This window comes from Billgrantia sulfidoxydans (genome assembly GCF_017868775.1).
In the GTDB taxonomy this organism is placed as follows: domain Bacteria; phylum Pseudomonadota; class Gammaproteobacteria; order Pseudomonadales; family Halomonadaceae; genus Halomonas; species Halomonas sulfidoxydans.
Window position 1 is genome coordinate 3,355,588 of record NZ_CP053381.1, and the last position, 26,987, is coordinate 3,382,574.

24 protein-coding genes are annotated in these 26,987 nt (G+C 69.4%); 11 read left to right on the forward strand and 13 right to left on the reverse strand.

Annotation, left to right across the window (positions count from 1 at the left end; translation table 11 throughout):
* Window positions 1-35: 35 nt before the first annotated feature.
* Window positions 36-1,010, forward strand: a complete 975-nt coding sequence (locus HNO51_RS15525) for a carbohydrate kinase family protein (RefSeq protein WP_209537811.1) — start codon at window positions 36-38, stop codon at window positions 1,008-1,010.
* A 4-nt stretch (window positions 1,011-1,014) separates the two neighbouring features.
* Here HNO51_RS15525 and cra read toward each other — a convergent pair whose 3' ends face one another.
* Window positions 1,015-2,013 carry a catabolite repressor/activator gene (cra, locus tag HNO51_RS15530; protein ID WP_209537812.1) on the reverse strand — a complete coding sequence of 333 codons (999 nt, stop codon included), beginning with the start codon at window positions 2,011-2,013 and terminating at the stop codon, window positions 1,015-1,017.
* 208 nt (window positions 2,014-2,221) lie between these two features.
* Between cra and ptsP the strand changes: the two genes are divergently transcribed.
* Genes ptsP through HNO51_RS15545 form a run of 3 tightly spaced genes read left to right on the forward strand, consistent with a single transcriptional unit; the run spans window position 2,222 to window position 7,820 of the window.
* Window positions 2,222-5,104, forward strand: coding sequence for a phosphoenolpyruvate--protein phosphotransferase (gene ptsP, locus HNO51_RS15535; RefSeq protein WP_209537813.1), 2,883 nt, complete (start codon window positions 2,222-2,224; stop codon window positions 5,102-5,104).
* The gene (gene pfkB / locus HNO51_RS15540; protein ID WP_197448152.1) at window positions 5,104-6,078 is read left to right on the forward strand and encodes a 1-phosphofructokinase; all 975 of its coding nucleotides are present in this window, start codon (window positions 5,104-5,106) and stop codon (window positions 6,076-6,078) included. The genes ptsP and pfkB overlap by 1 nt, the downstream gene beginning before the upstream one ends.
* Complete coding sequence (locus tag HNO51_RS15545) at window positions 6,075-7,820, forward strand: PTS fructose-like transporter subunit IIB (protein ID WP_209537814.1); 1,746 nt, start codon at window positions 6,075-6,077, stop codon at window positions 7,818-7,820. Before pfkB ends, HNO51_RS15545 begins: the two co-directional genes overlap by 4 nt.
* 185 nt (window positions 7,821-8,005) lie before the next feature.
* Here the strand turns inward: HNO51_RS15545 and HNO51_RS15550 are convergent, their stop codons facing one another.
* The 3 genes from HNO51_RS15550 to zwf are packed head-to-tail and all read right to left on the reverse strand — an operon-like array spanning window position 8,006 to window position 10,871.
* Window positions 8,006-8,668: a bifunctional 4-hydroxy-2-oxoglutarate aldolase/2-dehydro-3-deoxy-phosphogluconate aldolase gene (locus HNO51_RS15550; protein ID WP_197448154.1), complete on the reverse strand. Its 663-nt coding sequence runs from the start codon at window positions 8,666-8,668 to the stop codon at window positions 8,006-8,008.
* 15 nt (window positions 8,669-8,683) lie between these two features.
* On the reverse strand, window positions 8,684-9,361 hold the full coding sequence (gene pgl / locus HNO51_RS15555) for a 6-phosphogluconolactonase (protein ID WP_197448155.1): 678 nt from the start codon (window positions 9,359-9,361) through the stop codon (window positions 8,684-8,686).
* A 1-nt stretch (window position 9,362) separates the two neighbouring features.
* Complete coding sequence (gene zwf / locus HNO51_RS15560; RefSeq protein WP_197448156.1) at window positions 9,363-10,871, reverse strand: glucose-6-phosphate dehydrogenase; 1,509 nt, start codon at window positions 10,869-10,871, stop codon at window positions 9,363-9,365.
* A 196-nt stretch (window positions 10,872-11,067) separates the two neighbouring features.
* Here zwf and HNO51_RS15565 point away from each other — a divergent pair, with 196 nt between their 5' ends.
* The gene (locus HNO51_RS15565) at window positions 11,068-11,925 is read left to right on the forward strand and encodes a MurR/RpiR family transcriptional regulator (RefSeq protein WP_197448157.1); all 858 of its coding nucleotides are present in this window, start codon (window positions 11,068-11,070) and stop codon (window positions 11,923-11,925) included.
* A gap of 21 nt (window positions 11,926-11,946) precedes the next feature.
* Here the strand turns inward: HNO51_RS15565 and HNO51_RS15570 are convergent, their stop codons facing one another.
* From HNO51_RS15570 to HNO51_RS15590, 5 genes are all read right to left on the reverse strand, one after another.
* Window positions 11,947-12,567, reverse strand: coding sequence for a 2-dehydro-3-deoxy-6-phosphogalactonate aldolase (locus HNO51_RS15570; protein WP_209537815.1), 621 nt, complete (start codon window positions 12,565-12,567; stop codon window positions 11,947-11,949).
* Window positions 12,564-13,547, reverse strand: a complete 984-nt coding sequence (locus HNO51_RS15575) for a 2-dehydro-3-deoxygalactonokinase (protein WP_209537816.1) — start codon at window positions 13,545-13,547, stop codon at window positions 12,564-12,566. The genes HNO51_RS15570 and HNO51_RS15575 overlap by 4 nt, the downstream gene beginning before the upstream one ends.
* Before the next feature lie 10 nt (window positions 13,548-13,557).
* Window positions 13,558-14,706 carry a galactonate dehydratase gene (gene dgoD, locus HNO51_RS15580; protein WP_197448160.1) on the reverse strand — a complete coding sequence of 383 codons (1,149 nt, stop codon included), beginning with the start codon at window positions 14,704-14,706 and terminating at the stop codon, window positions 13,558-13,560.
* The gene (locus HNO51_RS15585; protein ID WP_209537817.1) at window positions 14,703-15,497 is read right to left on the reverse strand and encodes a FadR/GntR family transcriptional regulator; all 795 of its coding nucleotides are present in this window, start codon (window positions 15,495-15,497) and stop codon (window positions 14,703-14,705) included. The genes dgoD and HNO51_RS15585 overlap by 4 nt, the downstream gene beginning before the upstream one ends.
* A 107-nt stretch (window positions 15,498-15,604) precedes the next feature.
* Window positions 15,605-17,203: a solute:sodium symporter family transporter gene (locus HNO51_RS15590; protein ID WP_197448162.1), complete on the reverse strand. Its 1,599-nt coding sequence runs from the start codon at window positions 17,201-17,203 to the stop codon at window positions 15,605-15,607.
* 263 nt (window positions 17,204-17,466) lie between these two features.
* Here HNO51_RS15590 and HNO51_RS15595 point away from each other — a divergent pair, with 263 nt between their 5' ends.
* From HNO51_RS15595 to HNO51_RS15605, 3 genes are read left to right on the forward strand one after another with little or no spacing between them, the layout of a single operon-like run.
* On the forward strand, window positions 17,467-18,336 hold the full coding sequence (locus HNO51_RS15595; RefSeq protein WP_209537818.1) for a putative selenate ABC transporter substrate-binding protein: 870 nt from the start codon (window positions 17,467-17,469) through the stop codon (window positions 18,334-18,336).
* On the forward strand, window positions 18,336-19,100 hold the full coding sequence (locus tag HNO51_RS15600) for an ATP-binding cassette domain-containing protein (RefSeq protein WP_209537819.1): 765 nt from the start codon (window positions 18,336-18,338) through the stop codon (window positions 19,098-19,100). The genes HNO51_RS15595 and HNO51_RS15600 overlap by 1 nt, the downstream gene beginning before the upstream one ends.
* Window positions 19,097-20,620: a PhnE/PtxC family ABC transporter permease gene (locus tag HNO51_RS15605; RefSeq protein WP_242597132.1), complete on the forward strand. Its 1,524-nt coding sequence runs from the start codon at window positions 19,097-19,099 to the stop codon at window positions 20,618-20,620. Before HNO51_RS15600 ends, HNO51_RS15605 begins: the two co-directional genes overlap by 4 nt.
* An 18-nt stretch (window positions 20,621-20,638) precedes the next feature.
* On the opposite strand, the gene HNO51_RS15610 is transcribed toward HNO51_RS15605, so the two are convergent.
* The gene (locus HNO51_RS15610) at window positions 20,639-21,016 is read right to left on the reverse strand and encodes a RidA family protein (protein WP_197448165.1); all 378 of its coding nucleotides are present in this window, start codon (window positions 21,014-21,016) and stop codon (window positions 20,639-20,641) included.
* 285 nt (window positions 21,017-21,301) lie between these two features.
* On the opposite strand from HNO51_RS15610, the gene modA reads away from it, so the two are divergent.
* Genes modA through modC form a run of 3 tightly spaced genes read left to right on the forward strand, consistent with a single transcriptional unit; the run spans window position 21,302 to window position 23,837 of the window.
* The gene (gene modA, locus HNO51_RS15615) at window positions 21,302-22,075 is read left to right on the forward strand and encodes a molybdate ABC transporter substrate-binding protein (protein ID WP_242597133.1); all 774 of its coding nucleotides are present in this window, start codon (window positions 21,302-21,304) and stop codon (window positions 22,073-22,075) included.
* 8 nt (window positions 22,076-22,083) lie between these two features.
* A complete protein-coding gene (modB, locus tag HNO51_RS15620) occupies window positions 22,084-22,776 on the forward strand; it encodes a molybdate ABC transporter permease subunit (protein WP_209537821.1) in 693 nt (230 codons plus the stop codon).
* The gene (gene modC, locus HNO51_RS15625) at window positions 22,773-23,837 is read left to right on the forward strand and encodes a molybdenum ABC transporter ATP-binding protein (RefSeq protein WP_209537822.1); all 1,065 of its coding nucleotides are present in this window, start codon (window positions 22,773-22,775) and stop codon (window positions 23,835-23,837) included. The genes modB and modC overlap by 4 nt, the downstream gene beginning before the upstream one ends.
* Window positions 23,838-23,865: 28 nt before the next feature.
* On the opposite strand, the gene HNO51_RS15630 is transcribed toward modC, so the two are convergent.
* From HNO51_RS15630 to HNO51_RS15640, 3 genes are all read right to left on the reverse strand, one after another.
* Complete coding sequence (locus HNO51_RS15630; RefSeq protein WP_197448169.1) at window positions 23,866-24,234, reverse strand: winged helix-turn-helix domain-containing protein; 369 nt, start codon at window positions 24,232-24,234, stop codon at window positions 23,866-23,868.
* Between the two features lie 86 nt (window positions 24,235-24,320).
* On the reverse strand, window positions 24,321-25,175 hold the full coding sequence (locus tag HNO51_RS15635; RefSeq protein WP_209537823.1) for a universal stress protein: 855 nt from the start codon (window positions 25,173-25,175) through the stop codon (window positions 24,321-24,323).
* Between the two features lie 113 nt (window positions 25,176-25,288).
* Complete coding sequence (locus tag HNO51_RS15640) at window positions 25,289-26,779, reverse strand: SulP family inorganic anion transporter (RefSeq protein ID WP_197448171.1); 1,491 nt, start codon at window positions 26,777-26,779, stop codon at window positions 25,289-25,291.
* Window positions 26,780-26,987 lie beyond the last annotated feature (208 nt).

The window sequence follows — 26,987 nt, forward strand, 5'->3', positions numbered from 1 at the left end:
CCGACCCACGACAACGACAGTTCGAGAGGACACAGATGACGCCCGTGATCGCCTTCGGCGAAGCTCTCGTCGACATGCTCTCCAGCCGCCTCGGCGAGGCGGACGGCGATGCCCCCGAAACCTTCACCCCCTACGCCGGCGGCGCGCCGGCCAACGTCGCCGTGGCCTGCGCCAGGCTGGGCGTGCCCAGCCGCTTCCTCGGCATGCTCGGCGCTGACCACTTCGGCGACTTCCTCGTCGCCGAACTTGCCTCTCACGGCGTCGACCTCTCCGGCGCCGTGCGCACCCGCAAGGCGCGCACGGCGCTGGCCTTCGTCTCCCGCGATGCCAGCGGCGAGCGCACCTTCGACTTCTACCGCCCGCCCGCCGCCGACCTGCTCTACCGCCTGGAACACCTGCCGGCCGGCGTGTTCGCCGACCCCGCCATCCTGCACTTGTGCAGCAACAGCCTGACCGAGCCGGAAATCGCCGACACGACCCTGGCCATGGCCGACATGGCCGGCCGCGCCGGCTGCCTGGTCAGCGTCGATGCCAACCTGCGCCACAACCTGTGGGCCGGCGGCAGCGCCGACATCGCCCTGGTCACCCAGCTCATCGACCGTGCCGCCCTGGTCAAGCTCTCGACCGACGAACTCGACTACCTGCGCGCCGATCACCCGGCCGACGCCTGGCTGGCCGAGCGGTTGGCCGCCGGCGTCAGGCTGGTGGTGATCACCGACGGTCCCCGCGAGGTACGCGCCCTGGGCGTGGGCAGGGAACTGCGGCATAGGCCGCCGCGGGTCGAGGCGGTGGACACTACCGCCGGCGGCGACGCCTTCATCGGCGGGCTGCTCGCCGAGCTGGCCGGCCACTGCGAAGAGAAGGGCATCGACGGCGGCTGGCACCAAGACGACGTTTTCCTGCGTCGTGCACTGAGCACCGCCGCCAACTGCGGCGCCCATGCGGTGACCCGGCCCGGCGCCTATGCCGCCCTGCCCGACCGTGACGACCTGGCCAGGCTGCGCGGCTAGCGAGTCATGAGGCGAACCTGACCGGCAGCCTGCGACGCAGCGTGCGCGGCACGACCTGCTGACCCACCCGGTAGTCGCCCTGCGAAGCCGCCAGGGCGCAGGTCAGCACCATCGCCGCCATGCGGTCGTGGTCCTGCACCGCCGAGTTGACCGGCAGCGGCAGGAAGTCGAGCAGGCGGCTGTCGCCGAAGGTGGCCAGGCGCAGCGCCTGCGGCAGGCCACCCTCCTCGAGCAGCACGTCGAAGACCCCGTCGAGCAGCGTGTAGGACGCCGTGACGACGGCATCCGGCAGGCCGTCATGCTCGAGCAGCTCGCGCATCAGCCGGGCGCCGTCGGCACGATCGTAGCGCTCGGCGCCGAGGATCAGCGGCGTCGCGCCGTGCCCCGCCAGCGCCCGCTGGAAGCCGGCCCGTCGCTCACGGCTGATGGAGAGCGCCGGCACCGCATCGAGCCAGGCGATGCGCGTCACCGACTCGTCGAGCAGCGAGCGCGTCAACTGCTCGGCGGCTTCACGATCGTTGCTCACCACGCTGGCAAAACGTCCTGGATCGAAGCCACGGTCCACCGCCACCACCGGCAGGCCTCCCTGCAGCAATTCGCCATAGAAGGGGTCGTCCATGGGCAGGCAACTGGCGGTGATCAGCACCTCGCAGCGCTGGGCACGCAGCGACAGCGCCAGGTCGCGCTCGGCGTCCGGCTGGTCGTCGGAGCCGACGATCAGCAACTGGTAGCCCTGCTCGCGGGCGCCACGCTCGAGGCGCTTGGCCAGGCGCGCATAGCTGACGTTCTCCAGATCGGGCACGATCAGGCCCAGCGTGCGGCTCGAGCCACGCCGCAGTGCCGCGGCCTGGGCATCGACCCGATAGCGGTGCTCATGCACCACCGCCATGACCCTGTCCACGGTGTCCTGGCTGATGCGTCGCTCGGCGGCCTTGCCGTTGATGACGTAGCTGGCGGTGGTACGCGATACCCCGGCCAGCCTGGCGATTTCGGCGAGAGTCATGGGTTTCCTCTGTGTCAGGGAGCGATTCTACGTCACGCCCGGGCCTTTCCGCCTCCTCCCAAAGTCTAAGTAAACGCGGCTTGCGAAACCAGATGAATCGTTCCAGCATGATTGATATGCAAGCTGACACGATTCAGCAAGAACGATCCGGACGATCCCGTTCGAGATGCGCCGGCTTGCCGCCTGAACGCGCCCAGGAGAATACACGATGCTCACGCTACGCCCCGAGGATATCCACCTCGACTGTCAGGCGCCCGACTGGCGCGCCGCGCTGGACCAGGCCGCCGAGTCGCTGCACCAGGCGGGACTGACCTCGCCCGCCTATCGCGACGGCTTGTTCCAGCGCGAGACCCAATCCTCGACCTATCTCGGCAACGCCATCGCCATTCCCCATGGCACGCCCCAGAGCCGCGAACACGTGCGTACCACCGGCGTGCGCGTGCTGCAGTTTCCGGCCGGGGTCGAATGGCATGACGGCCAGCGCGTGCACGTGCTGGTCAGCATCGCGGCCCAGAGCGACGAGCATCTCGGCATCCTGCGCCAGCTCACCCATGTGCTCGACGACGACAGCGTCGGCCAGCGCCTGGCCGAAGCCCGCTCCGCCGCGGAAGTCGCCGCGCTGCTGTCGAAGGCGCAGGTGGAAGCGCGGCTGGACGCCGAGACCCTGTGCCTCGGGTTTCCCGCCCGCGACACCCGCGAGCTGGCCCTGGCCGGAGCCGCCCGCCTGCGCCAGCTCGGCTGCGTCGAGAATCGGTTCGTCGCCGAGATGGCCGAGCGAGAGCCGCTTCCACTCGGCCAGGGGCTGTGGCTGACCGCCAGCGAGCAGGGGGTGGAGAGTCCGGCGCTGGCCCTGGCCACCCCCGATACACGGCTGGCCAATGTCGGCGAAGAGGTAAAAGGCGTGTTCTGCCTGGCCGCCCAGGGCGACGCTCATCGCGGCCTGCTGGAGCGCATCCTGGCGCTGCTCGACAGCGGCGCCGCGGCCGAACTGCCCGGCGCCGACGCCGCCACCGTGCTGGCCCGGCTGGCGGGCGAGTCGGCTACGGCCCATACCCGGCTCGCTCGGGTGCTCAACGCCCACGGCCTGCATGCCCGCCCGGCCAAGCAGCTGGTGCAGGTCGCCCGGCAGCAGGGCCTGCCCATCCATGTGCGCCTGGCCGAAGGGGGCGGCGCCGCGGTGCCGGCCACCAGCCTGACCAAGGTGATCAACCTCGGCGCCCGGCGCGGCCAGCAGCTGGCCTTCTCCGCCGAGGGCGACAACGCCCGGGCGGCGCTCGACGCCGTCTGCCGGGCCGTGGCGGACGGCCTCGGCGAACAGGTCCTGCCCTTCGACGAGAGCCGCGAGCGCATCACGCCACAAGCGGACGAAGCCCCCGCCGAGCCGCTGCCCGACGATACCCCCCACCAGGGCGTGGCAGCCTCGCCGGGGCTCGCCATCGCTCCGGTCTTCGTGCTGCAGACACCGCGCTTCGACTACCCCCAGCATGCCGCCGATCCCGCCGGGCAGCAGCGCCGCCTGCAGGACGCCATCGCCGAGGGTGCAGCACAGCTCGAGGCGCTGGAGCGCGAAGCCCGCGGCGGCGAGGTGGCCCAGATCCTCTCCATGCACGAGGAGATGCTGCGCGACCCCGAGCTGTTCGAGGCGGCCCGCGAGGGCATCCAGGACGGCCGCTCCGCCGAGGCTGCCTGGTGGGAAGCCATCGAGACCGCCGCCCACGCCCAGGAGATGCTCGCCGACCGGCTGCTGGCCGAGCGCGCCGCCGACCTGCGCGACGTCGGCCGCCGCGTGCTCGGTGTCCTGTGCGAGGTAAAGCTGCCCGAGCCGCCGGAAACGCCCTACATCCTGGTCACCGACGACATCGGCCCCTCCGACGTGGCGCGCCTCGACACGCGCCGGGTGCGTGGCCTGCTCACCGCCCGCGGCGGTGCCACCGCGCACAGCGCGATCCTGGCCCGGGCGCTGGGCATCCCCGCGGTGGTGGGCGCCGGCGAGCGCGTGCTGACGCTGGCAGGCGGCGGGGAGCTGATCCTCGACGGCGAGCGCGGCCGGGTGATCCCGGCGCCCTCCGCCGAGCGCCGCGCGGCCGCCGAGCAGCGCCTGGCCGAGCGCCAGCAGCGCGAAGCCGAGGCGTGGGAGGCGCGCTTCGAGGAGGCGCGTACCCGCGACGGTCACCGCGTCGAAGTGGCCGCCAACCTGGGCAATACCGCCCATGCCGCCGATGCCGTGGAGCGCGGCGCCGAGGGCGTCGGCCTGCTGCGCACCGAATTCCTGTTCATGGCCCATGCCCAGGAGCCGGACCTCGACACCCAGGTCGGTGAGTACCGCGAGGCGCTCGAGGCCCTCGGCGGCCGCCCGCTGGTGGCCCGCACCCTGGACGTGGGCGGCGACAAGCCGCTGCCCTACTGGCCGGTGCCCCGCGAGGACAATCCCTTCCTCGGCCTGCGCGGCATCCGCCTGTCCCTGACCCGCCCCGAGGTGCTCGAGACCCAGCTGCGCGCGCTGCTGATGGCGGCCGCACCCGCACCGGAGCAGGCGCCGAGGCCGCTGCGCATCATGCTGCCGATGATCAAGGACATCGCCGAGTTCCGCGCGGCACGCGCCATCCTCGACCGCCTGCTCGACGAGATCCCCGCCGCCGATCGGGCCACCGACGTACAGCTCGGCGTGATGATCGAGGTACCCTCGGCCGCCCTGCTGGCACCGACGCTGGCCGCCGAGGTCGACTTCTTCTCGGTGGGCACCAACGACCTGACCCAGTACACGCTGGCCATTGACCGCGATCACCCCGCCCTCTCGGCCCAGGCCGACGGCCTGCACCCGGCGGTGCTGCGCCTGATCGAGATGACCGTGGCGGCGGCCCATGCCCATGGCAAGTGGGTCGGCGTGTGCGGCGAGCTGGCCAGCGACACCCTGGCCGTGCCGGTGCTGGTCGGGCTCGGCGTCGACGAACTCTCGGTCAGCGCGCGCCAGGTACCGCTGGTCAAGGCGCGGCTGCGCGAGTTCGACCTCGCCGAAGCCCGCGCCCAGGCCGAGCTGGCGCTGGCCCAGGCCACCAGCGAGGCGGTCCGCGACGCCCTGGAGGTACGCTGATGGCCCGCGTGCTCTGCCTGACGCTCAATCCCGCGCTGGATCTTTCCGTGAGCCTGGAACGGCTGACGCCGGGCGCGGTCAACCGCACCCGCGAGACCCACCTGACGGCAGCCGGCAAGGGCGTCAACGTGGCCCGGGTGCTGGCCGATCTCGGCCACGACGTCACCGTGTCGGGCTTTCTCGGCGCCGACAACGACGGTCCCTTCCTGCGCGCCTTCGAGGCCATGGGCGTGGAGGACGCCTTCCTGCGCGTACCCGGTGAGACCCGTATCAACGCCAAGCTCGCCGAGGCCGACGGCCGGGTCACCGACATCAACGGACCCGGCGTGGCCATCGATGCCGCCGCCTGGCAGCGCCTGCTCGACGGGCTCGATACGCGCATCGACGATCCGCGACGCCGGCCCGACGCCGTGGTCATCGCCGGCAGCCTGCCACCCGGCGTGGCGCCGACCGATCTCGCCGGGCTGATCGCCCGCCTGCGCGGTGCCGGGCTGCCGGTATGGGTCGATACCAGCGGCGAGGCGCTGACCCGGGCCATCGAGGCGCGTACCACCGCGGTCAAGCCCAACGAGCAGGAGCTCGCCGCCTGGGCCGGCGAGAGCCTGGAGAGCGCCGAGGCACGGCTCAAGGCGGCACTGCGCCTCTATGCCGCCGGCATCGAGGAGGCCGTGATCTCCGCCGGCCCCGCCGGCGTGCTGTGGGTCAGCCGCCGCGGCGCCTGGCAGGCCATGCCGCCGCGCCTGGCGGTGGCCAGCACCGTGGGCGCCGGCGATACCCTGCTCGCCGCCCTGCTGCACGGTGTGCTCTCGGGCCACCCGCCCGACCAGGCCCTGCGCCTGGCCACCGCCCTTTCCGCCGAATCGGTTCGTCACCTGGGCGTGGGCAACCTCCACGCCGACGACTTTCCGCAACTCCAACAACAGACCCGCGTACGGCGCCTCAACGACGTCGACGCAGGGGGAGCCCTCGCATGAACGTGATCATCGTTACCGCATGCCCCAGTGGCATGGCCACCACTTTCCTCGCCGCCCGTCGCCTGGAGCAGGCCGCCCGTCGGCTGGGTTGGCAGGCCAGCGTCGAGATGCACAGCCAGCTCGAAGCCGTCGAGCCCGTCCCGGCCGAGGCCATTGCTGCAGCCGACCTGATCGTGATCGCCGCCGACCAGGTCCCCGCCGCCGAACGCTTTGCCGGCAAGCGCCTGTTCCAGGCAAGCACCGACGAGGCACTGCCCGACCCCCAAGCCTTCCTCGAGCGCGCTCGGCGCGAGGCTTCCGATTACACACCGCCTGCCACGATGGCAACCGTAAGTGCCACGCCCAAGGCCGGCGGCAGCAGCATCGTCGCCGTGACCGCCTGCCCCACCGGCGTGGCCCATACGTTCATGGCCGCCGAGGCATTGAGCGAAGCGGGCAAGGCGCTAGGGCATGCGATCCGCGTGGAGACCCAGGGCTCCGTCGGCGCCCAGGACAAGCTCACCGATGAAGAGATCGCCGCGGCCGAAGTGGTGATACTCGCCTGCGACATCGAGGTCGATCCGACCCGCTTCGCCGGCAAGCGCATCTATCGCACCTCCACCGGCAATGCGCTCAAGAAGCCGCGTCCCACCATCGAGGCGGCGCTGGCCGAGGCCGAGGTGGAGGACGCCGCCGGCGCCACGCGTCGCAGCGAGGCGAAGAAGAGCCTCAAGGAGAAGGGCGTCTACAAGCACCTGCTCACCGGCGTCTCCTTCATGCTGCCCATGGTGGTGGCCGGCGGTCTGCTGATCGCGCTCTCCTTCGTCTTCGGCATCGAGGCCTTCGAGCAGGAGGGCACGCTCGCCGCGGCGCTGATGCAGATCGGTGGCGGCACGGCCTTCGCCCTGATGATCCCGGTGCTGGCCGGCTACATCGCCTATTCCATCGCCGACCGGCCGGGCATCGCCCCGGGCATGATCGGCGGCATGCTGGCGGCGGAGATCGGTGCCGGCTTCATCGGCGGCATCCTCGCCGGCTTCCTGGCCGGCTACGTGGCGCTGGCGGTGACCCGCCACGTGCGGCTGCCGTCGAGCGTCGAGTCGCTCAAGCCGATCCTGATCATTCCGCTGATCGCCAGCCTGGTCACCGGCCTGACCATGATCTACGTGATCGGCGAGCCGGTGGCGGCGATATTGGCTGGCCTGACCAGCTTCCTCGCGGCCATGGACTCGACCAACGCGGTGCTGCTCGGCATCCTGCTCGGCGCCATGATGTGCTTCGACCTGGGCGGACCGGTCAACAAGGCCGCCTACACCTTCGGCGTCGGCCTGCTCTCGACCCAGACCTACGCACCGATGGCGGCGATCATGGCCGCCGGCATGGTCCCGGCCATCGGCATGGGGATCGCCAGCTTCGTCGCCCGCCACAAGTTCTCCGAGCCGGAGCGCGAGGCGGGCAAGGCGTCGTTCGTGCTGGGGCTGTGCTTCATCAGCGAGGGCGCCATCCCCTTCGCCGCCAAGGATCCGCTGCGGGTGATCCCGGCCTGCATGCTGGGCGGGGCCATCACCGGCGCCCTCTCCATGCTGGTCGGCGCGCAGCTGATGGCGCCCCATGGCGGCATCTTCGTGCTGCTGATTCCCAATGCCATCACCCCGGTGTTGCTCTACCTCGGCGCCATTGTCGCCGGTTCGCTGATCACCGGCCTGGGCTACGCCGCGATCAAGCGCGGCGCCGCCCCGGTGGCCGTCGCCGCCAACGCCTGATACCTACCTGACAGGCGTTCCAGCGCTGGTGCATGCCGCCCAAGGGCGACATGCACCAGCGCATTTCCTCAGGCACCACCGATCGCCCCCTCAGGCGACAGACAAAAAAAGCCCGGCCGCGAGGCCGGGCGCAATGACAGCCACTGGCTGCCGAGAGAGCACGAGAAAGCGATCAGCGAAGCCGTTCAGTGATGAAAGCGCTGGGCGGCTTCCTTGGCGAGCTGGCGGATGCCGTTCCAGTCTTCGGCATCGACCAGCGACTTCGGCGTCAGCCAGGACCCCCCCACGCACATCACGTTCTTCAGCGCCAGGTAGTCCTCGGCGTTGTCGAGGGTGATGCCGCCGGTGGGGCAGAAGCGTGCCTCGGGAATCGGGCCGGCAAAGGCCTTCAGCGCCTTGACGCCGCCGCTGGCCTCGGCAGGGAAGAACTTGAAGCGGCGGTAGCCGTACTGCCAGCCGGTCATCAGTTCGGAGACGGTGGCCACGCCGGGAAGCATCGGTACCGGGCTGCTGACGCCGTAGCGATAGAGCGCCTCGGTGGTGCCCGGCGTGACGACGAAATCGGCACCCACCTGCTCGCTCTGGCGATACTGGGCCGGGGTCAGCACGGTGCCCACGCCGATGCTGGCCTGGGGCAAGGCCTCCTTCAAGCGGCGCACCGCCTCCAGCGCGCAGTCGGTGCGCAGGGTCACTTCGAGTACCGTGAGCCCGCCCTCGACCAGGGCGCGGCCCAGCGGCACGGCGTCCTCCACCCGCTCGATGGCCAGCACCGGGATGACCTCGGCCTTGAGGCAGATGCTGTCGAGTTCGGTGATACGCGTGGACGGCAGCTGTTTGTCGATGGTCATGAGCAAGACTCCAGTTCAGGGGGCCCAGTAGACGGCCAGCGGGCAGGAAAGAAAGGCGCGGATCGGCAGTTCGCGCAGGTCGTCGCCGGACAGGGCGCGGGCCAGCACGCTGCGCTTGTCGTCGCCGGTGATGTAGAGCACGTGACGTCGCGCCTGGTGCAGCCGGTCGGCGCTCAGGGAAATGCGTGCCTGGGGCTGGCTCGGCGTGCGCGCGGCCAGCACCGGGGCGTCGGTGGTGAGCCCCAGCTCCAGCTCGCGACTGTCGGGAAACAGCGAGGCGGTATGTCCGTCGCCGCCCATGCCCAGCACCACCAGGCTGGCCGGCCAGGCCAGCGCCTCGATGCGCCGGGTGACCGCCTCGACGCCCTGCTCGGGGGTCTCGTCATCGGTGGTCAGCGAGACGAAGCTGGCCGCCGCCGCCCGGTCCTGCAGCAGGTGGCGCCGTACCAGCAGGGCATTGCTCGCCGCGTCGGTCTCGCTCACCCAGCGCTCGTCGGCCAGGGTCACGTCGACCCGCTCCCAGGGCAGCTCCTGCCGAGACAGGGCCTGGAAGTAAGGCACCGGGGTCGAGCCGCCGGATACCACCAGCAGGGCCCGCTCCTGCTGCGCCAGGTCCTGGCGCAGCGCTTCACAGGTGGCTTCGGCGAGCTGCGCGGCGAGCTGTTGGCGCGGCTCGGCTGCAAGATCGGTCATGTCAGTAGTCCTCGTACCAGCTGCGCCCATCCTGGGTGATCATGGCGATGGAGGCCACCGGCCCCCAGGAGCCGGCGGGATAGCGCCGCGGCGGCTCGCCCATCTCCTTCCAGGCGGCAATCAGGCTGTCGCACCAGTGCCAGGCGTGCTCGACCTCGTCGCGGCGCACGAACAGGTACTGGCGCCCCTTCATCACCTCGAGCAGCAGGCGCTCGTAGGCGTCGGGAATGCGCGTCTGGGGGAAGGCGCTGCCGAAATCCAGGTGCAGCGGACCACGGCGCAGGCGCATCCCCCGGTCCAGCCCGCTGTCCTTGGTCAGCACCTCCAGTGCGATACCCTCGTCGGGCTGCAGGCGGATGACCAGCTTGTTGGCCGCCAGGTTGCGCTGGTCGGGGTCGAAGATGTAGTGGGGCTGCTGGCGGAAGTGCACCACGATCTGGGAGAGCTTCTCGGGCATGCGCTTACCGGTGCGCAGGTAGAACGGCACCCCGGCCCAACGCCAGTTGGCCACGCCGGTCTTCATGGCGACGAAGGTCTCGGTCTCGCTGTCGCGATTGGCGCCCTCCTCCTCGAGGTAGCCTGGCACCCCCTTGCCGTGGATGGTGCCGGCGATGTACTGGCCGCGCACCACGTCACGATTGAGCCGGGCCTCGCTGAAGGGCTGCAGCGCCTTGAGCACCTTGACCTTCTCGTCGCGGATGGCGTCGGCATCGAGGTTGGCCGGCGGGTCCATGGCGATCAGGCAGACCAGCTGCAGCAGGTGGTTCTGGACCATGTCGCGCAGCTGGCCGGCACGATCGAAGTAGCCCCAGCGCCCCTCGATACCGACCTGCTCGGCCACGGTGATCTCCACGTGGGAGATGTGGTTCTGGTTCCACTGGGTGCCGAACAGCGGGTTGGCGAAACGCAGCGCGATCAGGTTCTGAACGGTCTCCTTGCCCAGATAATGGTCGATGCGATAGACCTGGGACTCTTGGAACACTTCGCCGATGGCGTCGTTGATCACGCAGGAGGACTCGAAGTCGTAGCCGATCGGCTTCTCGACCACCACCCGGGAGAGCTCGTCGAGGCACTCGCCGGCCTGAAGGTTGCGACAGATCTCACCGTACAGGCTCGCCGGCACGGCCAGGTAGACGACCAGGGGGCAGACGACGGTGTCATGGCGCACGGCCTCGCGCCACTCGGCGATGGCGCGGTAGCCCTCGGCGGTAGCGAAGTCGAGCTGCAGGTAATCGAGGCGTGCCGTGAAGCGCTTGACGGTCTCGTGATCGAGCTCGGCGGGCTTGACGTAGGTCTGCAGGGTTTCGGCGATCCGCCGGCGAAAGGCGTCGGGCTTCAACTCCTGGCGCGCCAGCCCCAGGATGCGCGTGTCGTCATGCAGCAGGCCCTCGCGGTCGAGGTGGTAGAGCGCCGGGTAGAGTTTGCGCAGCGACAGGTCGCCCAGGGCACCGAACAGCGCGAGATCGATGACCGGCCGACTCTCTTCCTCTGGCCGCGTGGTTGCCTTCATGTCCGCCCCCATTTGGTTAATTTACACAAAAAATACGTAAAAACAGCCTGTCTATCAACCAATATTTTGTAATATTACGCTCATGATCGGTATTCCCGATAGCTCGGTTCGCGCCTGACCGCGACTCCGCGATAGGATAGCCGTCGTTCATGTTGTTAAATCACTACATTATCAGCTTGAGAGAGTCCCTTCAGCCATGGCCCATCACGACCTGCTGCAACGAATCCGTCAACGCCTCGAGGAGCTCAACCGCTCCGAGCGCAAGGTAGCAGACGTCATCCTGGCCGATCCGGCCCGGGCCACCGGCCTGAGCATCGCCAGCCTGGCCCAGGCGGCGTCGGTCAGTGAACCCACGGTCAACCGCTTCTGCCGCAGCTTCAATGCCAAGGGCTATCCCGATTTCAAGATCAAGCTAGCCCAGAGCCTGGCTGGCGGCACGCCCTACGTCAGCCAGTCGGTGGAGCCCGGCGATGCGGCGGTGGACTACACGCGCAAGATCTTCGGCGCCACCATCGCCGCCCTTGACGAAGCCAGCCGCACCCTCGACCCGGACCGCATCGAGCGGATGGTGGACTACCTGATCCAGGCCAAGCAGATCCACTTCTTCGGCCTGGGCGCCTCCGGCGCCGTGGCCCAGGATGCCCAGCACAAATTCTTTCGTTTCAACCTGCCGGTCACCTCCTACGTCGACGTGCTGATGCAGCGCATGATCGCCTCGGCCTGCCACACCGGTGACGTCGTGGTGGTCATTTCGTGGACCGGCCGTACCCGCGAGCTGGTCGACATCGCGCGCCTGGCGCGCGAGAGCGGCGCCGTGGTGCTGGGCATCACCGCGCCCGGATCGCCGTTGGCCGCGGAGTGCACCGAGACGCTCGAGGTGCCCACGCCGGAGGACACCGACGTCTACATGCCGATGACCTCGCGCATGATCCAACTCACCCTGATCGACGTGCTGGCCACCGGCGTCACCCTGCGCCGCGGCGAGGACTTCCTGCCCCACCTGAAGAAGATCAAGGATAGCCTGCGCGACACCCGCTACCCGCCCCGCGGCTGAACGCCGCGTGACGCCACTGCATCATCTGGCCCCAGCCTCGCTACCGGCGGCCTGCCAGGCCGCCACCAGCGCCCGCGCCTGCCGGCACACCTGTTCGGGCGACTGCCCGGGGCGATAGAGGGCACTGCCCAGGCCGGCACCGTCCACACCGGCGGCACGCCAGGCGGCGAACTCCTCCGCACCGATGCCCCCCACGGCATAGAGCCGGGTGCCGCCGGGCAGCACCGCGCGCAGCGCCTTCATGCCCTCTACTCCCACCTGCACGGCAGGAAACAGCTTCAGCCCCGTGGCACCGGCCTCCAGGGCATCGAACGCCTCCGACGGCGTCAGCACGCCGGGCCAGCTCTGCAGGCCCAGCCGTCGGGTCTCCTCGATCACCGCGGGGCGGCAGTTGGGTGACACCACCAGGCGGCCGCCGGCGGCATGCACTTCACGCACCTGGTCCGGGCTGAGCACCGTGCCGGCCCCCACCGCGGCGCGGTCACCCAGTGCCGCGGCCAGGCGGCGGATGCTGTCGAGCGGATCGGGGGAGTTGAGCGGGACTTCCAGCGTCGTGATGCCGGCGGCGAGGACGGCCTCGCCCACCGCCACCGCCTCGTCGGGGGTGATGCCGCGAAGGATACCGATCAGGGGCAGGGTCATATCCGTCTCCATGATGAGTTGTCACCACCGGCCCGTGCCAATCCCAGGCCGGCGAGCACCGCCGTGTCGCCGTCGAGGCGCCTGCTGGCATGGCCGAGCGTCTCGAGGGCCAGCGCATAGCGCTCGCACAGCGCCGCACTGCCGACCAGGGTCACGGGCGTAGCCGGCAGCTCGCATTGCATGCCGGCAAGCTCCAGACCGATGACGAGCCCCGAGAGGCGCGCCCCCAACCGGGCTCGCCGCGCCTCCCCGGCGGGCAGCGAATCGTCGAGCAGATCGGCGGCGCGCAGGCCGAACAGCCGCTGGGCGAAGCGTCCGGGTTCGGCGGCCGCCTCGCGCACCGCACCGACGAACGCCTCGCGGCAGCCCGGCGCGTCCAGCCCGGCCTCGGCCACCGAGTGCCGCAGCACCGAGCGGCTGGCCAGCAACCGGTAGAGCTCCCCGCTGAGCGCGGTAGCGAAGCGCATCACCGTGCCCGCCTCGAGCCAGGCCCACTTGGCGTGGGTGCCGGGCAGGCAGACCAGCCCCGAGAAGCCGGGCTCGTGCGCCACCAGGCCGGCCAACTGAGTCTCCTCGCCGCGCATCACGTCGAAGTCGCGGCCCGCGGCGTCGTCGTGCTGGCACAGCCCCGGCAGCAGGTGCACCTCGAGTCGCGCATCGCGCAGCACGGGAGCCACGGCGCCGCGAGCCAGGTCGTCCAGGCGCGTCGGTACCGGCAGGTAGGCCGCCTCGCGCCAGCCCTGACGGGCGCCGGCCATGCCGCAGACCCACACCGCCACGCGCCCGGAAGCGGACAGCCAGTCGCCGATCGCCTCCAGCAGTGCGGGTTCGTACTCCTGCGGCGCCAGGGCCAGCATGCCCTTGTCGCTGCCCGCGCGGGCCAGCACCTCGCCGCGCTCGTCCAGCCCCCAGGCGCGCAGGTGGCTCGAGCCCCAGTCCACCGCGACCCACGCCAGCCGCTCGCGTACCGCATCGCTCATGACGGTCTCCTCACCATTCGGCGATGGAGCCGTCCTCATGGCTCCACACCGGGTTGCGCCAGCGGTGACCCACCTTGGCCCGCTCCTCGACGAAGGCCTCGTCGATCTCGACGCCAAGGCCGGGCCCCTGGGGAATGGCACAGAAGCCCTCCTCGATGGCCAGCGCCGACTTGTCGACCAGGTAGTCGAGCACGTCGTTGTCGCGGTTGTAGTGGATGCCCATGCTCTGCTCCTGGATGAAGGCGTTGTGGCTGACCGCATCCAAGTGGAGCGAGGCGGCCAGGGTCAACGGGCCGAGCGGGCAGTGCGGAGCCAGGGCCACGTCATGGGCCGAGGCCAGCGCGGCGATCTTCAGCCCCTCGCTGATGCCGCCGCAGTGGGAGAGGTCGGGCTGGATGATGTCGATCATGCCGTCGGCGAGCAGGTCGCGGAATTCGAACCGCGTGTGCAGCCGCTCGCCGGTGGCCAGCGGGTAGCCCAGGCCGCCGGCGATGTGCTTCAGGCTAGGCAGGTGTTCGGGGGCCACCGGCTCCTCGACGAACATGGGGTGAAACGGCTCCAGTTCGCGCAGCAATGCCTTGGCCATGGGCCGATGGACGCGGCCGTGGAAGTCGATGCCGATGCCGACCTCGGGGCCCACCGCCTCGCGGGCCTCGGCCACCCGCGCCACCGCCTCGTCGACCTTGCGGTGCGAGTCGACGATCTGCAGCTCGGCGGTGCCGTTCATCTTGAAGGCGGTGAAGCCGCGCCCCACCAGCTCCCTGGCGCCCGCCCCCACGTCGCTCGGCCGGTCGCCGCCGGTCCAGGCGTACATGCGCATGCGCTCGCGCACCGCGCCGCCCAGCAGCTGGTGCACCGGCACGCCCAGATCGCGCCCCTTGAGGTCCCACAGCGCCTGGTCGATACCGGCGATGGCGCTCATCAGGATGGGGCCACCGCGGTAGAAGCCGGCGCGATAGAGCGTGTTCCACAGGTGCTCGATGCGGTGCGGATCCTGGCCGACCAGGTAGTCGGCGAGTTCATGCACCGCGGCCTCCACCGTGGCGGCGCGGCCCTCGATGACCGGCTCGCCCCAGCCGTAGCAGCCACTGTCGGTCTCGATCTTGAGGAATAGCCAGCGCGGCGGCACCTGCCAGGTCCTGAGTCGGGTGATCTTCATGTGGAGCGCTCCCTGGTGTCGGGTTCGGCCACCGGCGTGGTGGCGGGTCGTGAGGCCGCGTCGGCGACGATCCCCAGGTCGACGGCGGTGCGCCGCAGCACGTCGGCGGCGGCCGCCTCGGCGGCGTCGGCGTCGCGGCGGCGAATCGCCTCGAGCAGCCGGCCGTGGCGCGCCAGGCTGTCCTCCAGGTCGGCAGCAAGGGGCCGGAGGTGAGCCTGGGAGCGCACGATCAGGGCGATGATCGAAGGCCGCAACAGGTGTCCCATCTGGCGCCAGACCAGGTTGTGGCTGGCGCGGTAGACGGCATCATGGAAGGCCACGTCGTACTCCGCATGCCGCGCGCTGGCTTCCGGTCTGCCGGCGGTACGCCGCATGCCCTGGTAGGCCGCCTCCAGGCGTTCGAGATCCCCCGCGTCGGCGGCCTGGGCCGCCAGCCGCGCGACGGCCGGCTCCGCCGAGTGGCGAAAGGCGAAGATCTCGCGCAACAGCTCGGCGTCGGGGGCCTCGATCTCGGCCATCCAGGTACTCACCAGGGGATCGAGCAGGTGCCATTCGTCGATCTCGCAGACCACGCTGCCCCGCCCCGCGGTGCGCTCGACCATCCCCAGCGCGACCAGGGTGGCCAGGGCGTTGCGCACCTGGTTGCGGCTGACTTCGAAGTGTTGGCAGAGATCACGCTCACGGGGAAAGGTCTCGCCGGGTCGCCAGCGCCCGGCCAGCAACGCCTGACCCAGCAGCCGGGCCAGGCCATCGGCGCCGCCCTGGTGACGCGGCAGTGAAGCCAGTGTCATGAGGCCTCCTAGGAAAGCAAATGTCAGACATTTTACCGCGCAGCACGCCACCCCGCCAGCCTGCGGCACGTCGGGGCGGGCCGCTTCGCCGCCCGCCCCACGGGGGGCTAGACCCCGGCGAAGGCTGCGTAGATGACGATCACCAGCACCACCAGCAGCAGGCCGACGGGCACGGCGCCGCGCCAGGGGGTGAGGTCGACGTCCCCACTGTACTCGTGGACCCAGGCGGTCTCGCGCGGGCGCAGCTTGCCGATCAGCAGCATCATGGCCACCAGCAGCACGAAAACCCCGGCGACGAAGTGGAACTCGTGCATCACCAGCGGCAGCTTGTTGAACGGCGGCACGAAGTAGCCTGCGGCGATCAGCAGGCAGCCGCCGACCAGGGCGATCTTGGCCGCCATGGGCGGCACGCGTGTGGTGAGCAGGCCGACGATCACCACCGCGAGGATGGGGATGAAGTAGATGGCGTTCATCTTCTGCAGGTAGTCGAACAGGCTCTCCTGGCCGGCCAGCAGCGGCGCGATGGTCATGGTGGCGAAGGCCATGATCCAGCCGAACACCTTGCCCGACCTGACCACCTGCTCCTCGCTGGCCTGCTTGTTGAGCACGCCCTTGTAGAGCCCCAGGCTGAAGATGGTGGTGGTGCTGTTGAGCGCCGAGTTGAACGACGACAGGATGGCGCCGACCATCACCGCGGCGAAGAAGCCGGTGAGATAGGGCGGCAGCACGTTGAACACCAGGTGACCGTAGGCCTCGTCGGCCTGCACGCCCTGGTCGGCGTAGAGGTGGTAGGCGATGATGCCCGGCAGCACCAGGTAGAGCGGGCCGAGCAGCTTGAAGAAGCCGGTCAGCAGCACGCCCTTCTGCCCCTCGGCGAGGTTCTTGGCGGCGAAGGTACGCTGGATGATCTGCTGGTTGGTGGTCCAGTAGAAGAGGTTGATCAGGAACACGCCGGTGAAGAGGGTGGAGAACGGCACCTGCTGGTCGGAGCCACCAATGGAGTTGAGCTTCTGCGGATCGCTCTCCTTGAGCACCTCCCAGCCGGCGAGCAGGCCGCCGTCATCGCTGACCGCCTGCAGCCCGAAGTAGACGATGACGAAGCCGCCGACCAACAGCCCGACGCCATTCAGCGTATCCGACACGGCCACCGTGCGCAGCCCACCGAACAGGGCATAGACGGAGCCGATCAGCCCCACCCCCCAGACCGTCAGCCACAGCAGCAGCGTCGACGACTCGATGCCGGTCAGGCCGGGGAGGTCGAGCATGCCGAGCAGCCCCATGGCGCCGGAGTAGAGAATGATCGGCAGCAGAATCACCGCATAGGCGATCAGGAAGATGACGTTGCAGATCAGTTGGGTGCCGGCATCGAAGCGAATCAGCAGCATCTGCGGCAGGGTGGCGATACCGCTCCTGAGGAAGCGCGGCAGGAAGAACAGTGCCAGGGCCACCAGGGCGATCACCGCCACCACCTCCCAGGCCATGACGCTCAGGCCGTCGCTGAACGCCGAGCCGTTGAGCCCCACCATCTGCTCGGTGGAGAGGTTGGTCATCAGCAGCGAGCCGGCGATCAACGGGAAGGTCAGCGAGCGGCCGGCGAGGAAATAGCCGCTGGTGCTCGCATGATCGTCGCGGCGGGTCAGGCGCCAGGTGATGAAGGCCACCAGGCCGGTGAAGAACAGGAACGACAGCAGGGTCAAGGCATGCATGCGGGGACACTCCCTTGCGGATATCCAGCAGTCCATTGCGTCAGCACAAAATGTCTGACATTGGCGAATTCACTACATTCTAAGCAAACGCAGCGCTCCCGACATGCGCCCTTGGTCGAAAATCCTCCTGATGTTTATGGAATATTACTAACAAAACTTAAGGTGAGATCGTCCCCTGCCCGCCACTTCGGTGCCGGGGTTGCCAGCCGGGCGGCGCGGCACAACAATAGCGCCTCCACCTCCGCTGTACTCAAGGATTCCCCATGCGCCGGATCGCCCTGACCCTCACGCTGCCTGCCATCGCCCTGACCCTGGCCGCCCCCGGGGCCCTCGCCGAGACCTTCCGCTTTACCGCCATCCCCGACGAGGACGAGGCGCGCCTGGTGGAGCGCTTTGCCAAGGTGGCCGACTATCTGGAGGAGCAGCTTGGCGTCGAGGTGGAGTACGTACCGGTGAAGTCCTACAGCGCCGCGGTCACCGCCTTCCGCAACGACCAGGTCCAGTTGGCGTGGTTCGGCGGGCTCTCGGGGGTGCAGGCGCGACGCCTGGTGCCCGGCTCCCAGGCGCTGGCCCAGGGCAGCGAGGACGACGCCTTCGTCAGCTATTTCATCGCCCATGAGTCCACCGGCCTCGAGCGCGCCGACGAGCTGCCCGACGAGATCGAGGGCATGAGCCTGACCTTCGGCTCGCGCACCTCCACCTCCGGCCGGCTGATGCCGGAGCACTTCCTGCGCCAGCGCTTCGACAATGCCGATCCGGAGCGCTTTTTCTCCCGCGTCGGCTACTCCGGCGACCACTCGCGTACCATTGCGCTGGTGGAAGCCGGCACCTACGACATCGGGGCGGTCAACTACACCGTCTGGGAAGCCGCCGAGGAGGAGGGCCGGATCAATACCGACCAGGTCCGAGTGATCTGGGCCACGCCGCCCTATCCCGACTACAACTGGACGCTGCGCGGCGACGCCGACGAGCGCTTCGGCGAGGGCTTTGCCGAGAAAGTCCGGGCCGCCTTTCTGGAAATGGACGACCCGGAGCTGCTCGCCACCTTCCCCCGCGAGGCGTTCATCCCCGCCGACAACGAGCTCTACGCCCCCATCGAGGAGGTGGCCGAGGCACTCGGCCTGCTGCGCTGATGGAGGGAGAGCAACGTCGCCTGCTGGTTCGCTTCGATGGTGAGGACATCGGGCATGGCGCGCATGTCGTCCTGCCACGCCTGACCCTCGCCCTGCATGAGGGCGAAAGGGTCGCGTTGCTCGGCCAGAGCGGCGCCGGCAAGTCGACGCTGCTCGGCGAGCTGCGCCGTCGGCTCGACTGCCAGGCGGCCTGGTGCCCGCAGCATCACGGCCTGGTGCCGCAGCTTGCGGTCTATCACAACGTCTTCATGGGGCGCCTGCCGGAGCATTCGGCGCTGGCCAACCTGTGGAACCTCGTGCGCCCGCTGCGCCGCCCATGGCGCGAGGTGGCCGCCCTGTGCGACGAGCTGGGCCTGGCCGGCCTGTTGCGCCGGCCGGTGGGCCAGCTCTCCGGCGGCCAGCGCCAACGGGTAGCCATCGCCCGGGCGCTCTACCAGGCCCGGCCGCTGTTCCTCGGCGACGAGCCGGTGGCCAGCATCGACCCTCACCAGGCCCTGCGTCTGCTGGACCTGATCGATGCCCGCCACACCACTTCGGTCGTCGCCCTGCACCAGCGCGAGCTGGCGCTGACCCACTTCGACCACGTCTGGGGCTTGCGTGACGGCCGTCTGGCGATCGATGCGCCCGCCGGCTCGCTCACCCTGGCCGAGCTGGACGCGCTCTACCCCGACGCCGATGCCGCGAGGCATGGCCCGGATGCGCTCGACGCCGATATCGGCGTGCCGGGCGTCGATGCTCTCCCCTGCCCTCGGGGGCGGTCGTGAACGACAGCCTGCCGGCCCTGCCCCCAGCGGGGTGGAGAGCGTGGTGGCGGGGCCAGTCGCCCGGCCTGCGCCTGGCCCGGCATACCCTGGGCCTGGTGGCGCTGGCGGTGCTGCTGGCGCCCTTCGCCGACCTGTCCATCCACACCCGCGATCCCTGGGGCGAGCTCGGCCGCATGGCGGCCGGCCTGGCGTGGCCCGCCTGGGGCGCGCTGGAGTCGCCCTTCTCGGCGCTCGGCCTCACCGTGGCGGTGGCGCTGTGGGGTACGCTTGCCGGGGTGATCCTGGGCTTTCCCCTGGCGCTGCTGTTCGCCCGCTCGCGGCTGGTCAGGGCCGGCTGCGCCTTCGTGCGCGCCATCCACGAGCTGTTCTGGGCACTTCTGTTCCTGCAGGTGTTCGGCCTCTCGGCGCTCACCGCGCTGGCGGCCCTGGCGATTCCCTACGCGGGGATCTTCGCCAAGGTCTATGCCGAGATCCTCGAGCAGACCCCGCGCGCGCCGCGCGACGCCCTGCCGCCCGGCAGCGGCCGGCTGGCCCGCTTCGTCTATGCCGAACTGCCGCTGGCCTGGACCCAGCTCGCCGCCTACACCCGCTACCGCTTCGAATGCGGCCTGCGCGCCAGCGTGCTGCTCGGCTTCGTCGGCTTGCCGACCCTGGGTTTCCATCTCGAGACGGCGTTTCGCGAGGGGCGCTACCACGAGGCGGGGGCGCTGCTGTGGCTGTTCTACGGGCTGATCGCCAGCCTGCCGTGGTGGGGGCACAAGCGCGTGATTCCGCTGCTGCTGGTGGGCGGCGCCTGGCTGCTGGGACCCTGGCCAAGTGTGGAGGGCGCGCTGCTGTGGCGCTTCGTCTCCGAGGACATCTGGCCGGCGGCGCTGCTCGCCGGCGATTGGGCGGGGCTGGTGGAGTGGCTGTCGCGGCTGCCGTCGCTGGGACCCGCCATCGGCAACACCCTGCTGCTGGGGCTGCTCGGCACCGTGGGGGCACTGGCGGTAGCGCTGGTGCTATGGCCGCTGGCAAGCCGCCACTTCGGCAACCGTGCCACCCGCCTGGCCGGGCATGGCGTGCTGATCTTCCTGCGTTCGACGCCGGAACTGATGCTGGCGTTCATCTTCCTGCTGCTGCTCGGCCCCTCGCTGCTGCCCGCCTGGTTGGCCCTGGCGCTGCACAACGGCGCCCTGATCGCCTTCCTGGCGGCACGTCACGCCGATGCCATCACGCCCGGCATGCCGGGACTGCCCGCCAGCGGGCGGCTGGCCTACGAGCTGCTGCCGCGGGTCTACCCGGGCCTGCTGGCCCTGCTCTACTACCGCGCCGAGGTGATCCTGCGCGAGACGGCAATCCTCGGCATGCTCGGTGTCGCCACCCTGGGCTTCTACATCGAGGAGGGCTTCGACTACCTGATGTTCGACGTGGCCTTGTTCCTGCTGCTCATCACCGCCGCGCTCAACATCGCCGTGGACGCCCTCTCGCGGCGGCTGCGGCCGCGAGAGGCGCCACTCGATGACCCCTGCGCCCGCTAGGGGAGCAAAGGTCTAGCGTCAGTAGGGATAATCGCCGCCGGCGACGACAGCCGCCGTGACGGTGATCTCCACCCTGAGCTCATCGGCGGGCATGGGCGCGCAGACGCAGGTGCGCGCCGGCGCATGGCCGGTGGGCACCCAGGCATCCCACACCGCGTTCATGGCGGCGAAATCGCTGCCCTCCTTGAGGTAGATCGTCGCCGTGAGCAGGTGCTCGCGATCGGAGCCGATCTCGGCGAGCAGCGCATCGACCCGGGCCAGCATGCTCTCGGTCTGCTCGGTGATGTCGCCGTGGCGCGCCTCGGGGCCGGCCACCTGACCGCACAGGTAGGCGATGCCGTGGTGGATGACGGCGCGGCTCATGCGCGCCTTGGTATCGTGACGAACGATGGTCATGCTTCCTCTCCTTGAAAGTAGGCCGGCCGATTCTACCGCATCGTCGGGCGCCGCCGACGTCGGGACGAGCGGCGAAGCGGTGGCCATGCCGGCCTTCGATGGGTCGTTCATCATGCCATCGCTCAGGGAGGGCGTCATGGGCCAGCCCCGGGACATACCTCTCGCGCGGTATGGCGCGCTCGGCGTCGCATATGGCAACATACGGCGGATCGTTATATCCCGAACGATATGACGATGCCTTGCCTGCGCCGACCGAATCTCAAGGGACAGCCGTGGAGACCTCGCGTGCCCCACCTTCTCAAACGCCTGCTGGCGGGCATGACCTCCTTCGCCCTGACGCTGACCGTGGCCCAGGCCGACCAGACAACGGCCCGCATCGCCGCCGCCGCCAGCCTGCGCCCCGCCATGGATGAGCTCGTTGCCGACTATCGGTCCAGCCATCCCGGCGCAAGGCTCGAGGCAGTCTACGGCTCATCGGGCAGCTTTCGCACCCAGATCGAGAACGGCGCCCCCTTCGATCTGTTCTTCTCTGCCGACATGGACTTTCCCCAGGCGCTCGAGGCAGCCGGCCATGCCGCCGGCGAGGCAGTGCCTTATGCCGAGGGTCGTCTGGTGCTGTGGAGCGGCGGAGACGACGCTTCGACCCTGACGCTGCAATCCCTGACCGCGGAACGGTTCCGGCGCATCGCCATCGCCAACCCCCGCCACGCGCCCTACGGCGCCCGAGCCGAGGAGGCGCTGCGCTCCAGCGGCCTGTGGGACGCGCTGGAGCCGAAGCTCGTGTTCGCAGAGAACATCGGCCAGGCCCTGCAGATGGTGCACAGCGGTGCCGCCGACGTCGGCATCCTGGCGCTGGCCCAGATGCATGGCCTGAGCTTGGAAGGGGCGGCGTTCCAGGTGATCGATGCCGATCTTCACCAGCCCCTGGAGAATGGCTACATCATCACCCGGCGTGGCGCCGAGAATCCTGCCGCCCGGGGCTTCGCCGCCTTCGTGCAGAGCCCCGAGGCGCAGCGGATCCTCGAGAACTACGGCTTTTCCATCCCGCGCAGCCACTGAGGGTGACGATGTTCGGCCTGACGCCCTCCGATTGGGAAGCCCTGCGACTGACCCTGCGACTGGCCCTGATCAGCACGGCGCTGCTGCTGGTGCTGTGCCTGCCGCTGGCCTGGTGGCTGGCTCACACCCAGCGCCGGGTGAAAGTGGTCGTCGAGGCGCTGGTATCGCTGCCGCTGGTGCTGCCTCCCACCGTGATCGGCTTCTACCTGCTGATCCTGCTCGGTCCGCGTGGCGCCGTGGGCGGCACGCTGGAGCGCCTGGGCGCGAACCACCTGGCCTTCACCTTCACCGGCCTGGTGATCGGCTCGATGATCTATTCGCTGCCTTTCGTGGTGCAGCCGATGCAGAACGCCTTCCAGGCCATGGGGCGTCGCCCGCTGGAGGTGGCCGCCACCCTGCGGGCCGGCCCGCTGGACCGCCTGGTGTCGGTCGTGCTGCCGCTGTCGCGCCAGGGTCTGCTGACTGCGGCGGTGCTCTCATTCGCCCACACCCTGGGCGAGTTCGGCGTGCTGCTGATGATCGGCGGCGGGATACCGGGCCAGACCCAGGTCGCCTCCATCGCCATCTACAGTCATGTGGAAGCCATGGACTACGCTTCCGCCCATCGCTTGTCGCTGTTCCTGATGCTGGCGGCGTTCCTGCTGCTGGTCTGCGTCTATGCGCTCAACAAGCGCTTCAAGATCGTGGGGATGACGCCGTGAGCGTCGCGGGCAGCTTTCGGCTGACGCGCGGTAGTTTCGTGCTGGAGGCCGAACTGAAACTCCCCGAGCGGGGTGTCACGGCGCTGTTCGGCCGCTCCGGTTCGGGCAAGACCACCCTGCTGCGCTGCCTGGCCGGGCTCGAGCGCAGCGAGGGCTGGCTGACGGTCAACGGCCAGCGCTGGCAGGCCCCCGACCACGTCCTGCCGGTGCACCGTCGCCCGCTGGGCTACGTCTTCCAGGAGGCGAGCCTCTTTCCCCATCTGCGGGTGCGCGACAACCTGCGCTACGGCTATCGACGAGTCGAGCCCAGCCGTCGCCGCGTCGACTTCGACGAGACCGTGAAACTGCTCGGCCTCGAAGCGCTGCTGGAGCGTCATCCCCAGGCGCTCTCAGGCGGGCAGCGGCAGCGAGTCGCCATCGCCCGCGCCCTGCTCGCCAGCCCCCGCCTGCTGTTGATGGATGAACCCATGGCCTCGCTGGACGCGACCAGCAAGGCGGAAATCCTGCCCTATCTGGAGCGGCTGCACGCCTACCTCGAGATTCCGGTGGTCTACGTCAGCCACGCGCTCGACGAGGTGACCCGCCTGGCGGATCACATGGTGCTGCTGGAAGCGGGCCAGGTACTGGCCGCCGGCCCCTTGCACGAGCTGCTGGTGCGCAGCGACCTGCCGTTGTCCCACGCCGACAACGCCGCCGCGGTGCTGGAGACACGCGTCGAGGGATACGATGCCGACCGGCAGCTCGTCGCGCTGACGTGCGGCGCCGGGCGGCTGTGGGTCTCGCGGGAAGCGGCATCGCCGGGCAAGCGGCTGCGGCTGAGCATTCGCGCCAGCGACGTGGTAATCAGCCTGACGCCGCCCCAGGATGCCAGCGTTCTCAACTGCCTGCCGGCGCAGGTGGCCGAGATCAGCGACGACCCCCACCCCGGCCATTTGCTGGTACGCCTGGCAGTCGCCGAACAGATGCTGCTCTCGCGCATCCCCCGCGAGGCTTCCCAGCGCCTGGCCTTGCACCCAGGGCAGCAGGTGTATGCCCAACTGCGAGGCAAGGCGCTGTCATGACGTAGTCGCGCCACGCCAGGCGGGATGATCAGGAAGGCGTTGGCGAAGCGATCAGAAGAGCGGCGAAGGCCTCCATCTCCTCGGCCACCGCCTCGCTGGCGATGCGCTGCATGCGCAGGTAGCGTGCCAGGACGTCCTCACCGAACGGGGTGAGGCTGGCGCCTCCGCCGCCCTTGCCCCCGGTGGCCGTGTTGACCAGGGGCTCCTTGAAGCACTGGTTCATGGTATCGACCAGCAGCCAGGCGCGCCGATAGCTCATGCCCATCTGGCGGGCTGCCGCGGAGATCGAACCGGTCGCGGCGATGGCCTCGAGCAGTTGGACCTTGCCCGGGCCGATGGCGATGGCGCGGCCCAGTTGGACACGCAGGCGAGGAGTCGACGGATTCGGGGCTGACACGCTGGCCTCCTTGGAGCGTCATCGACAGGATGCTACCACTGCGCACGCTGCGCTGGCATCGGGGTCCCGGCCGTCGGGAGCCATGCTCAGCGCAGCAGCAGCACCGGCCCCCTGGCCCGGCGCAGCATGGCGGTGGTGGTGCTGCCCACCAGCAGGTGGCGGATGCGCGAGTGGCCGTAGGCGCCCATCACCACTAGGTCGATGGCGTTCTCTTCCTGATAGGCGCGCAGGGTCTCCTCGACCTCGCCGGCACGGATCGCCCCTTCGGCCTCGTGGCCGGCCTCGCGCAGCGTGGCCAGCGCCCAGTCGAGCTGCGAGCGGTTGTCGCCGGTCTCGGCGCCGACGATCACCACGTGCACCGGGATGCCGTTGAACAGCGGGCTCTTGGCCAGCATCTCGACGCCCTTGCGGGTGGTCTTGCTGCCGTCGAAGGCGAGCATCACCCGCTGAGGCTGCGTGAAGGTCTCCGGCACCATCAGGATCGGCCGATGCAGGGCGCGCACTACCCGCTCCAGGTTGGAGCCCAGGTGCTCGCTGGCCTGGTGGGCGGTCTCGCCGCGCTTGCCCAGCACCAGCAGGCGGATCTCGTCCTGCAGTTCGGCCAGCGTCTCGACCAGGGTACCGTTGCGCTGGCGCGTGCCGGGGTCATCCACGCCATCCTCGACGGCACGCTCGCAGGCCGCCCGGAGCATCAGCCGGCCCTGCTCCTGGGCCACCTTGGCGCGCTGCTCGTCGAGCTGCGAAAGCTCCTCGAGCAGGTGCTCGCGGGAGCCCAGCCCGATGTTGCCGGAGAGATCCGCCTCGGCGGTCTGCGGGTGGTTGTCCACCACGTGGAGGAAGGTCAGCGGCGCGCCGAGCGCCAGGCTGGCCCAGGCGGCGTAGTCGCACACCCCAGTAGAGAACTGCGAGCCGTCGATGGCGGCCATTACCTGTTCTGTCATGGTGTCGTTTCCCATGCTGGCATTGTCGTCGCAGCGCTCAAGGACACTGCGACGCCCGATTCGACCCAGCGGGCCGCGGCTCCTTCAAGAGGAGCACCGGCCCGCGATTGGCGTCAATGGCCGCCCATCAACTTTTCCACGGCAGCCGGATCGTCATGGATGGCGTAGCGGTCGACGATGGTGGCGCTGGCCTCGTTGAGGCCGATCAGCTCCACCTCGGTGCCTTCACGGCGGAACTTGATCACTACCCGGTCCAGCGTCTGCACGGCGGTGATGTCCCAGAAGTGCGCGCGCGACAGGTCGATGGTGACCTTCTGCACGGTTTCCTTGAAGTCGAAGGCATTGCCGAAGCGCTCCGAGGAAGCGAAGAACACCTGGCCGACTACCCGGTAGATGCGACGGCTGCCGTCATCGGCCTCTTCGGAGCCGATGTAGAGGATGTTGCCGACCTTGTTGGCGAAGAACATCGCCGCCAGCAGCACACCGACGAACACGCCGATGGCCAGGTTATGGGTGCCCACGGTCACCGCCACGGTGGCCAGCATGACAAGGTTGGTGCTCATCGGGTGCTTCCTGAGGTCGCGGATCGAGGCCCAGCTGAAGGTGCCGATGGAGACCATGATCATCACCGCCACCAGCGCGGCCATGGGGATCTGCGACACCCAGTCGGCGAGGAACACCACCATGATCAGTAGCACCACGCCGGCCACGAACGTGGAGAGACGCCCGCGGCCGCCCGACTTCACGTTGATCACCGACTGGCCGATCATCGCACAGCCGGCCATGCCGCCGAGCAGGCCGGCGCCGATATTGGCGATGCCCTGCCCCTTGCACTCGCGGTTCTTGTCGCTCGGGGTATCGGTCAGGTCGTCGACGATGGTGGCGGTCATCATCGACTCCAGCAGGCCCACCACGGCGAGCATCACCGAGTAGGGCAGGATGATCCACAGCGTCTCGAGGGTCAGCGGCACGTCGGGCCACAGGAACACCGGCAGGGTGTCGGGCAGCTCGCCCATGTCGCCCACGGTGCGGATCTCCATGCCGCTCGCCATGTAGACGGCGGTGAGCACCACGATGCACACCAGCGGCGAGGGAATCGTCTTGCCGATCCTGGGCAGGTAGGGGAACAGGTAGATGATGCCGAGCCCGGCCGCCGTCATGGCATAGACGTGCCAGGTCACGCCGGTCAGTTCGGGAAGCTGCGCCATGAAGATCAGGATCGCCAGGGCGTTGACGAAGCCAGTGACTACCGAGCGCGAGACGAAGCGCATCAGGTCGGCCAGCTTGAGGTAGCCGGCGACGATCTGCAGCCCCCCGGTGAGCAGGGTCGCGGCCAGCAGGTACTCGAGGCCATGGTCGCGCACCAGGGTCACCATCAGCAGCGCCATGGCGCCGGTGGCCGCCGAGATCATCCCCGGGCGACCGCCGGTGAAGGCAATGATCACGGCGATACAGAAGGAGGCGTAGAGCCCCACCTTGGGGTCGACGCCGGCGATGATGGAGAAGGCGATGGCCTCGGGAATCAGGGCCAGCGCGACCACGATACCGGCGAGGGAGTCGCCCTTGAGGTTGGAGAACCACTCTTGCTTGATGGATCGGATCATTCTTCGGTCCAGTCGATGGGTTGCATACCAGCCGGCGCCAGCGCCGGAAAGTACCAGGGGTCGAGTCGCAAGCGTCCCTTGGCTTGGCGTCGAAGACACCGCCCTGGGGCTGATCAAACAGGACTCAATGAAAAAAGCGGGTACGGGCGGGATGCCCGTGACATCGGCTGATGTCGAGCGGTGGTGAGCCGATGACGGCATCACCCGG

What these genes read in the sequence shown, in the direction of transcription:
- HNO51_RS15590 (WP_197448162.1), bottom strand. Translation starts at nt 17,203, where the DNA reads ATGCATGCCTTGACCCTGCTGTCGTTCCTGTTCTTCACCGGCCTGGTG.
- HNO51_RS15575 (WP_209537816.1), bottom strand. Translation starts at nt 13,547, where the DNA reads ATGAGCGATGCGGTACGCGAGCGGCTGGCGTGGGTCGCGGTGGACTGG.
- pfkB (WP_197448152.1), top strand. Translation starts at nt 5,104, where the DNA reads ATGGCCCGCGTGCTCTGCCTGACGCTCAATCCCGCGCTGGATCTTTCC.
- HNO51_RS15585 (WP_209537817.1), bottom strand. Translation starts at nt 15,497, where the DNA reads ATGACACTGGCTTCACTGCCGCGTCACCAGGGCGGCGCCGATGGCCTG.
- ptsP (WP_209537813.1), top strand. Translation starts at nt 2,222, where the DNA reads ATGCTCACGCTACGCCCCGAGGATATCCACCTCGACTGTCAGGCGCCC.
- HNO51_RS15595 (WP_209537818.1), top strand. Translation starts at nt 17,467, where the DNA reads ATGCGCCGGATCGCCCTGACCCTCACGCTGCCTGCCATCGCCCTGACC.
- HNO51_RS15545 (WP_209537814.1), top strand. Translation starts at nt 6,075, where the DNA reads ATGAACGTGATCATCGTTACCGCATGCCCCAGTGGCATGGCCACCACT.
- HNO51_RS15640 (WP_197448171.1), bottom strand. Translation starts at nt 26,779, where the DNA reads ATGATCCGATCCATCAAGCAAGAGTGGTTCTCCAACCTCAAGGGCGAC.
- HNO51_RS15565 (WP_197448157.1), top strand. Translation starts at nt 11,068, where the DNA reads ATGGCCCATCACGACCTGCTGCAACGAATCCGTCAACGCCTCGAGGAG.
- HNO51_RS15600 (WP_209537819.1), top strand. Translation starts at nt 18,336, where the DNA reads ATGGAGGGAGAGCAACGTCGCCTGCTGGTTCGCTTCGATGGTGAGGAC.
- dgoD (WP_197448160.1), bottom strand. Translation starts at nt 14,706, where the DNA reads ATGAAGATCACCCGACTCAGGACCTGGCAGGTGCCGCCGCGCTGGCTA.
- pgl (WP_197448155.1), bottom strand. Translation starts at nt 9,361, where the DNA reads ATGACCGATCTTGCAGCCGAGCCGCGCCAACAGCTCGCCGCGCAGCTC.
- zwf (WP_197448156.1), bottom strand. Translation starts at nt 10,871, where the DNA reads ATGAAGGCAACCACGCGGCCAGAGGAAGAGAGTCGGCCGGTCATCGAT.
- HNO51_RS15570 (WP_209537815.1), bottom strand. Translation starts at nt 12,567, where the DNA reads ATGACCCTGCCCCTGATCGGTATCCTTCGCGGCATCACCCCCGACGAG.
- HNO51_RS15550 (WP_197448154.1), bottom strand. Translation starts at nt 8,668, where the DNA reads ATGACCATCGACAAACAGCTGCCGTCCACGCGTATCACCGAACTCGAC.
- modB (WP_209537821.1), top strand. Translation starts at nt 22,084, where the DNA reads ATGTTCGGCCTGACGCCCTCCGATTGGGAAGCCCTGCGACTGACCCTG.
- HNO51_RS15525 (WP_209537811.1), top strand. Translation starts at nt 36, where the DNA reads ATGACGCCCGTGATCGCCTTCGGCGAAGCTCTCGTCGACATGCTCTCC.
- HNO51_RS15635 (WP_209537823.1), bottom strand. Translation starts at nt 25,175, where the DNA reads ATGACAGAACAGGTAATGGCCGCCATCGACGGCTCGCAGTTCTCTACT.
- HNO51_RS15610 (WP_197448165.1), bottom strand. Translation starts at nt 21,016, where the DNA reads ATGACCATCGTTCGTCACGATACCAAGGCGCGCATGAGCCGCGCCGTC.
- cra (WP_209537812.1), bottom strand. Translation starts at nt 2,013, where the DNA reads ATGACTCTCGCCGAAATCGCCAGGCTGGCCGGGGTATCGCGTACCACC.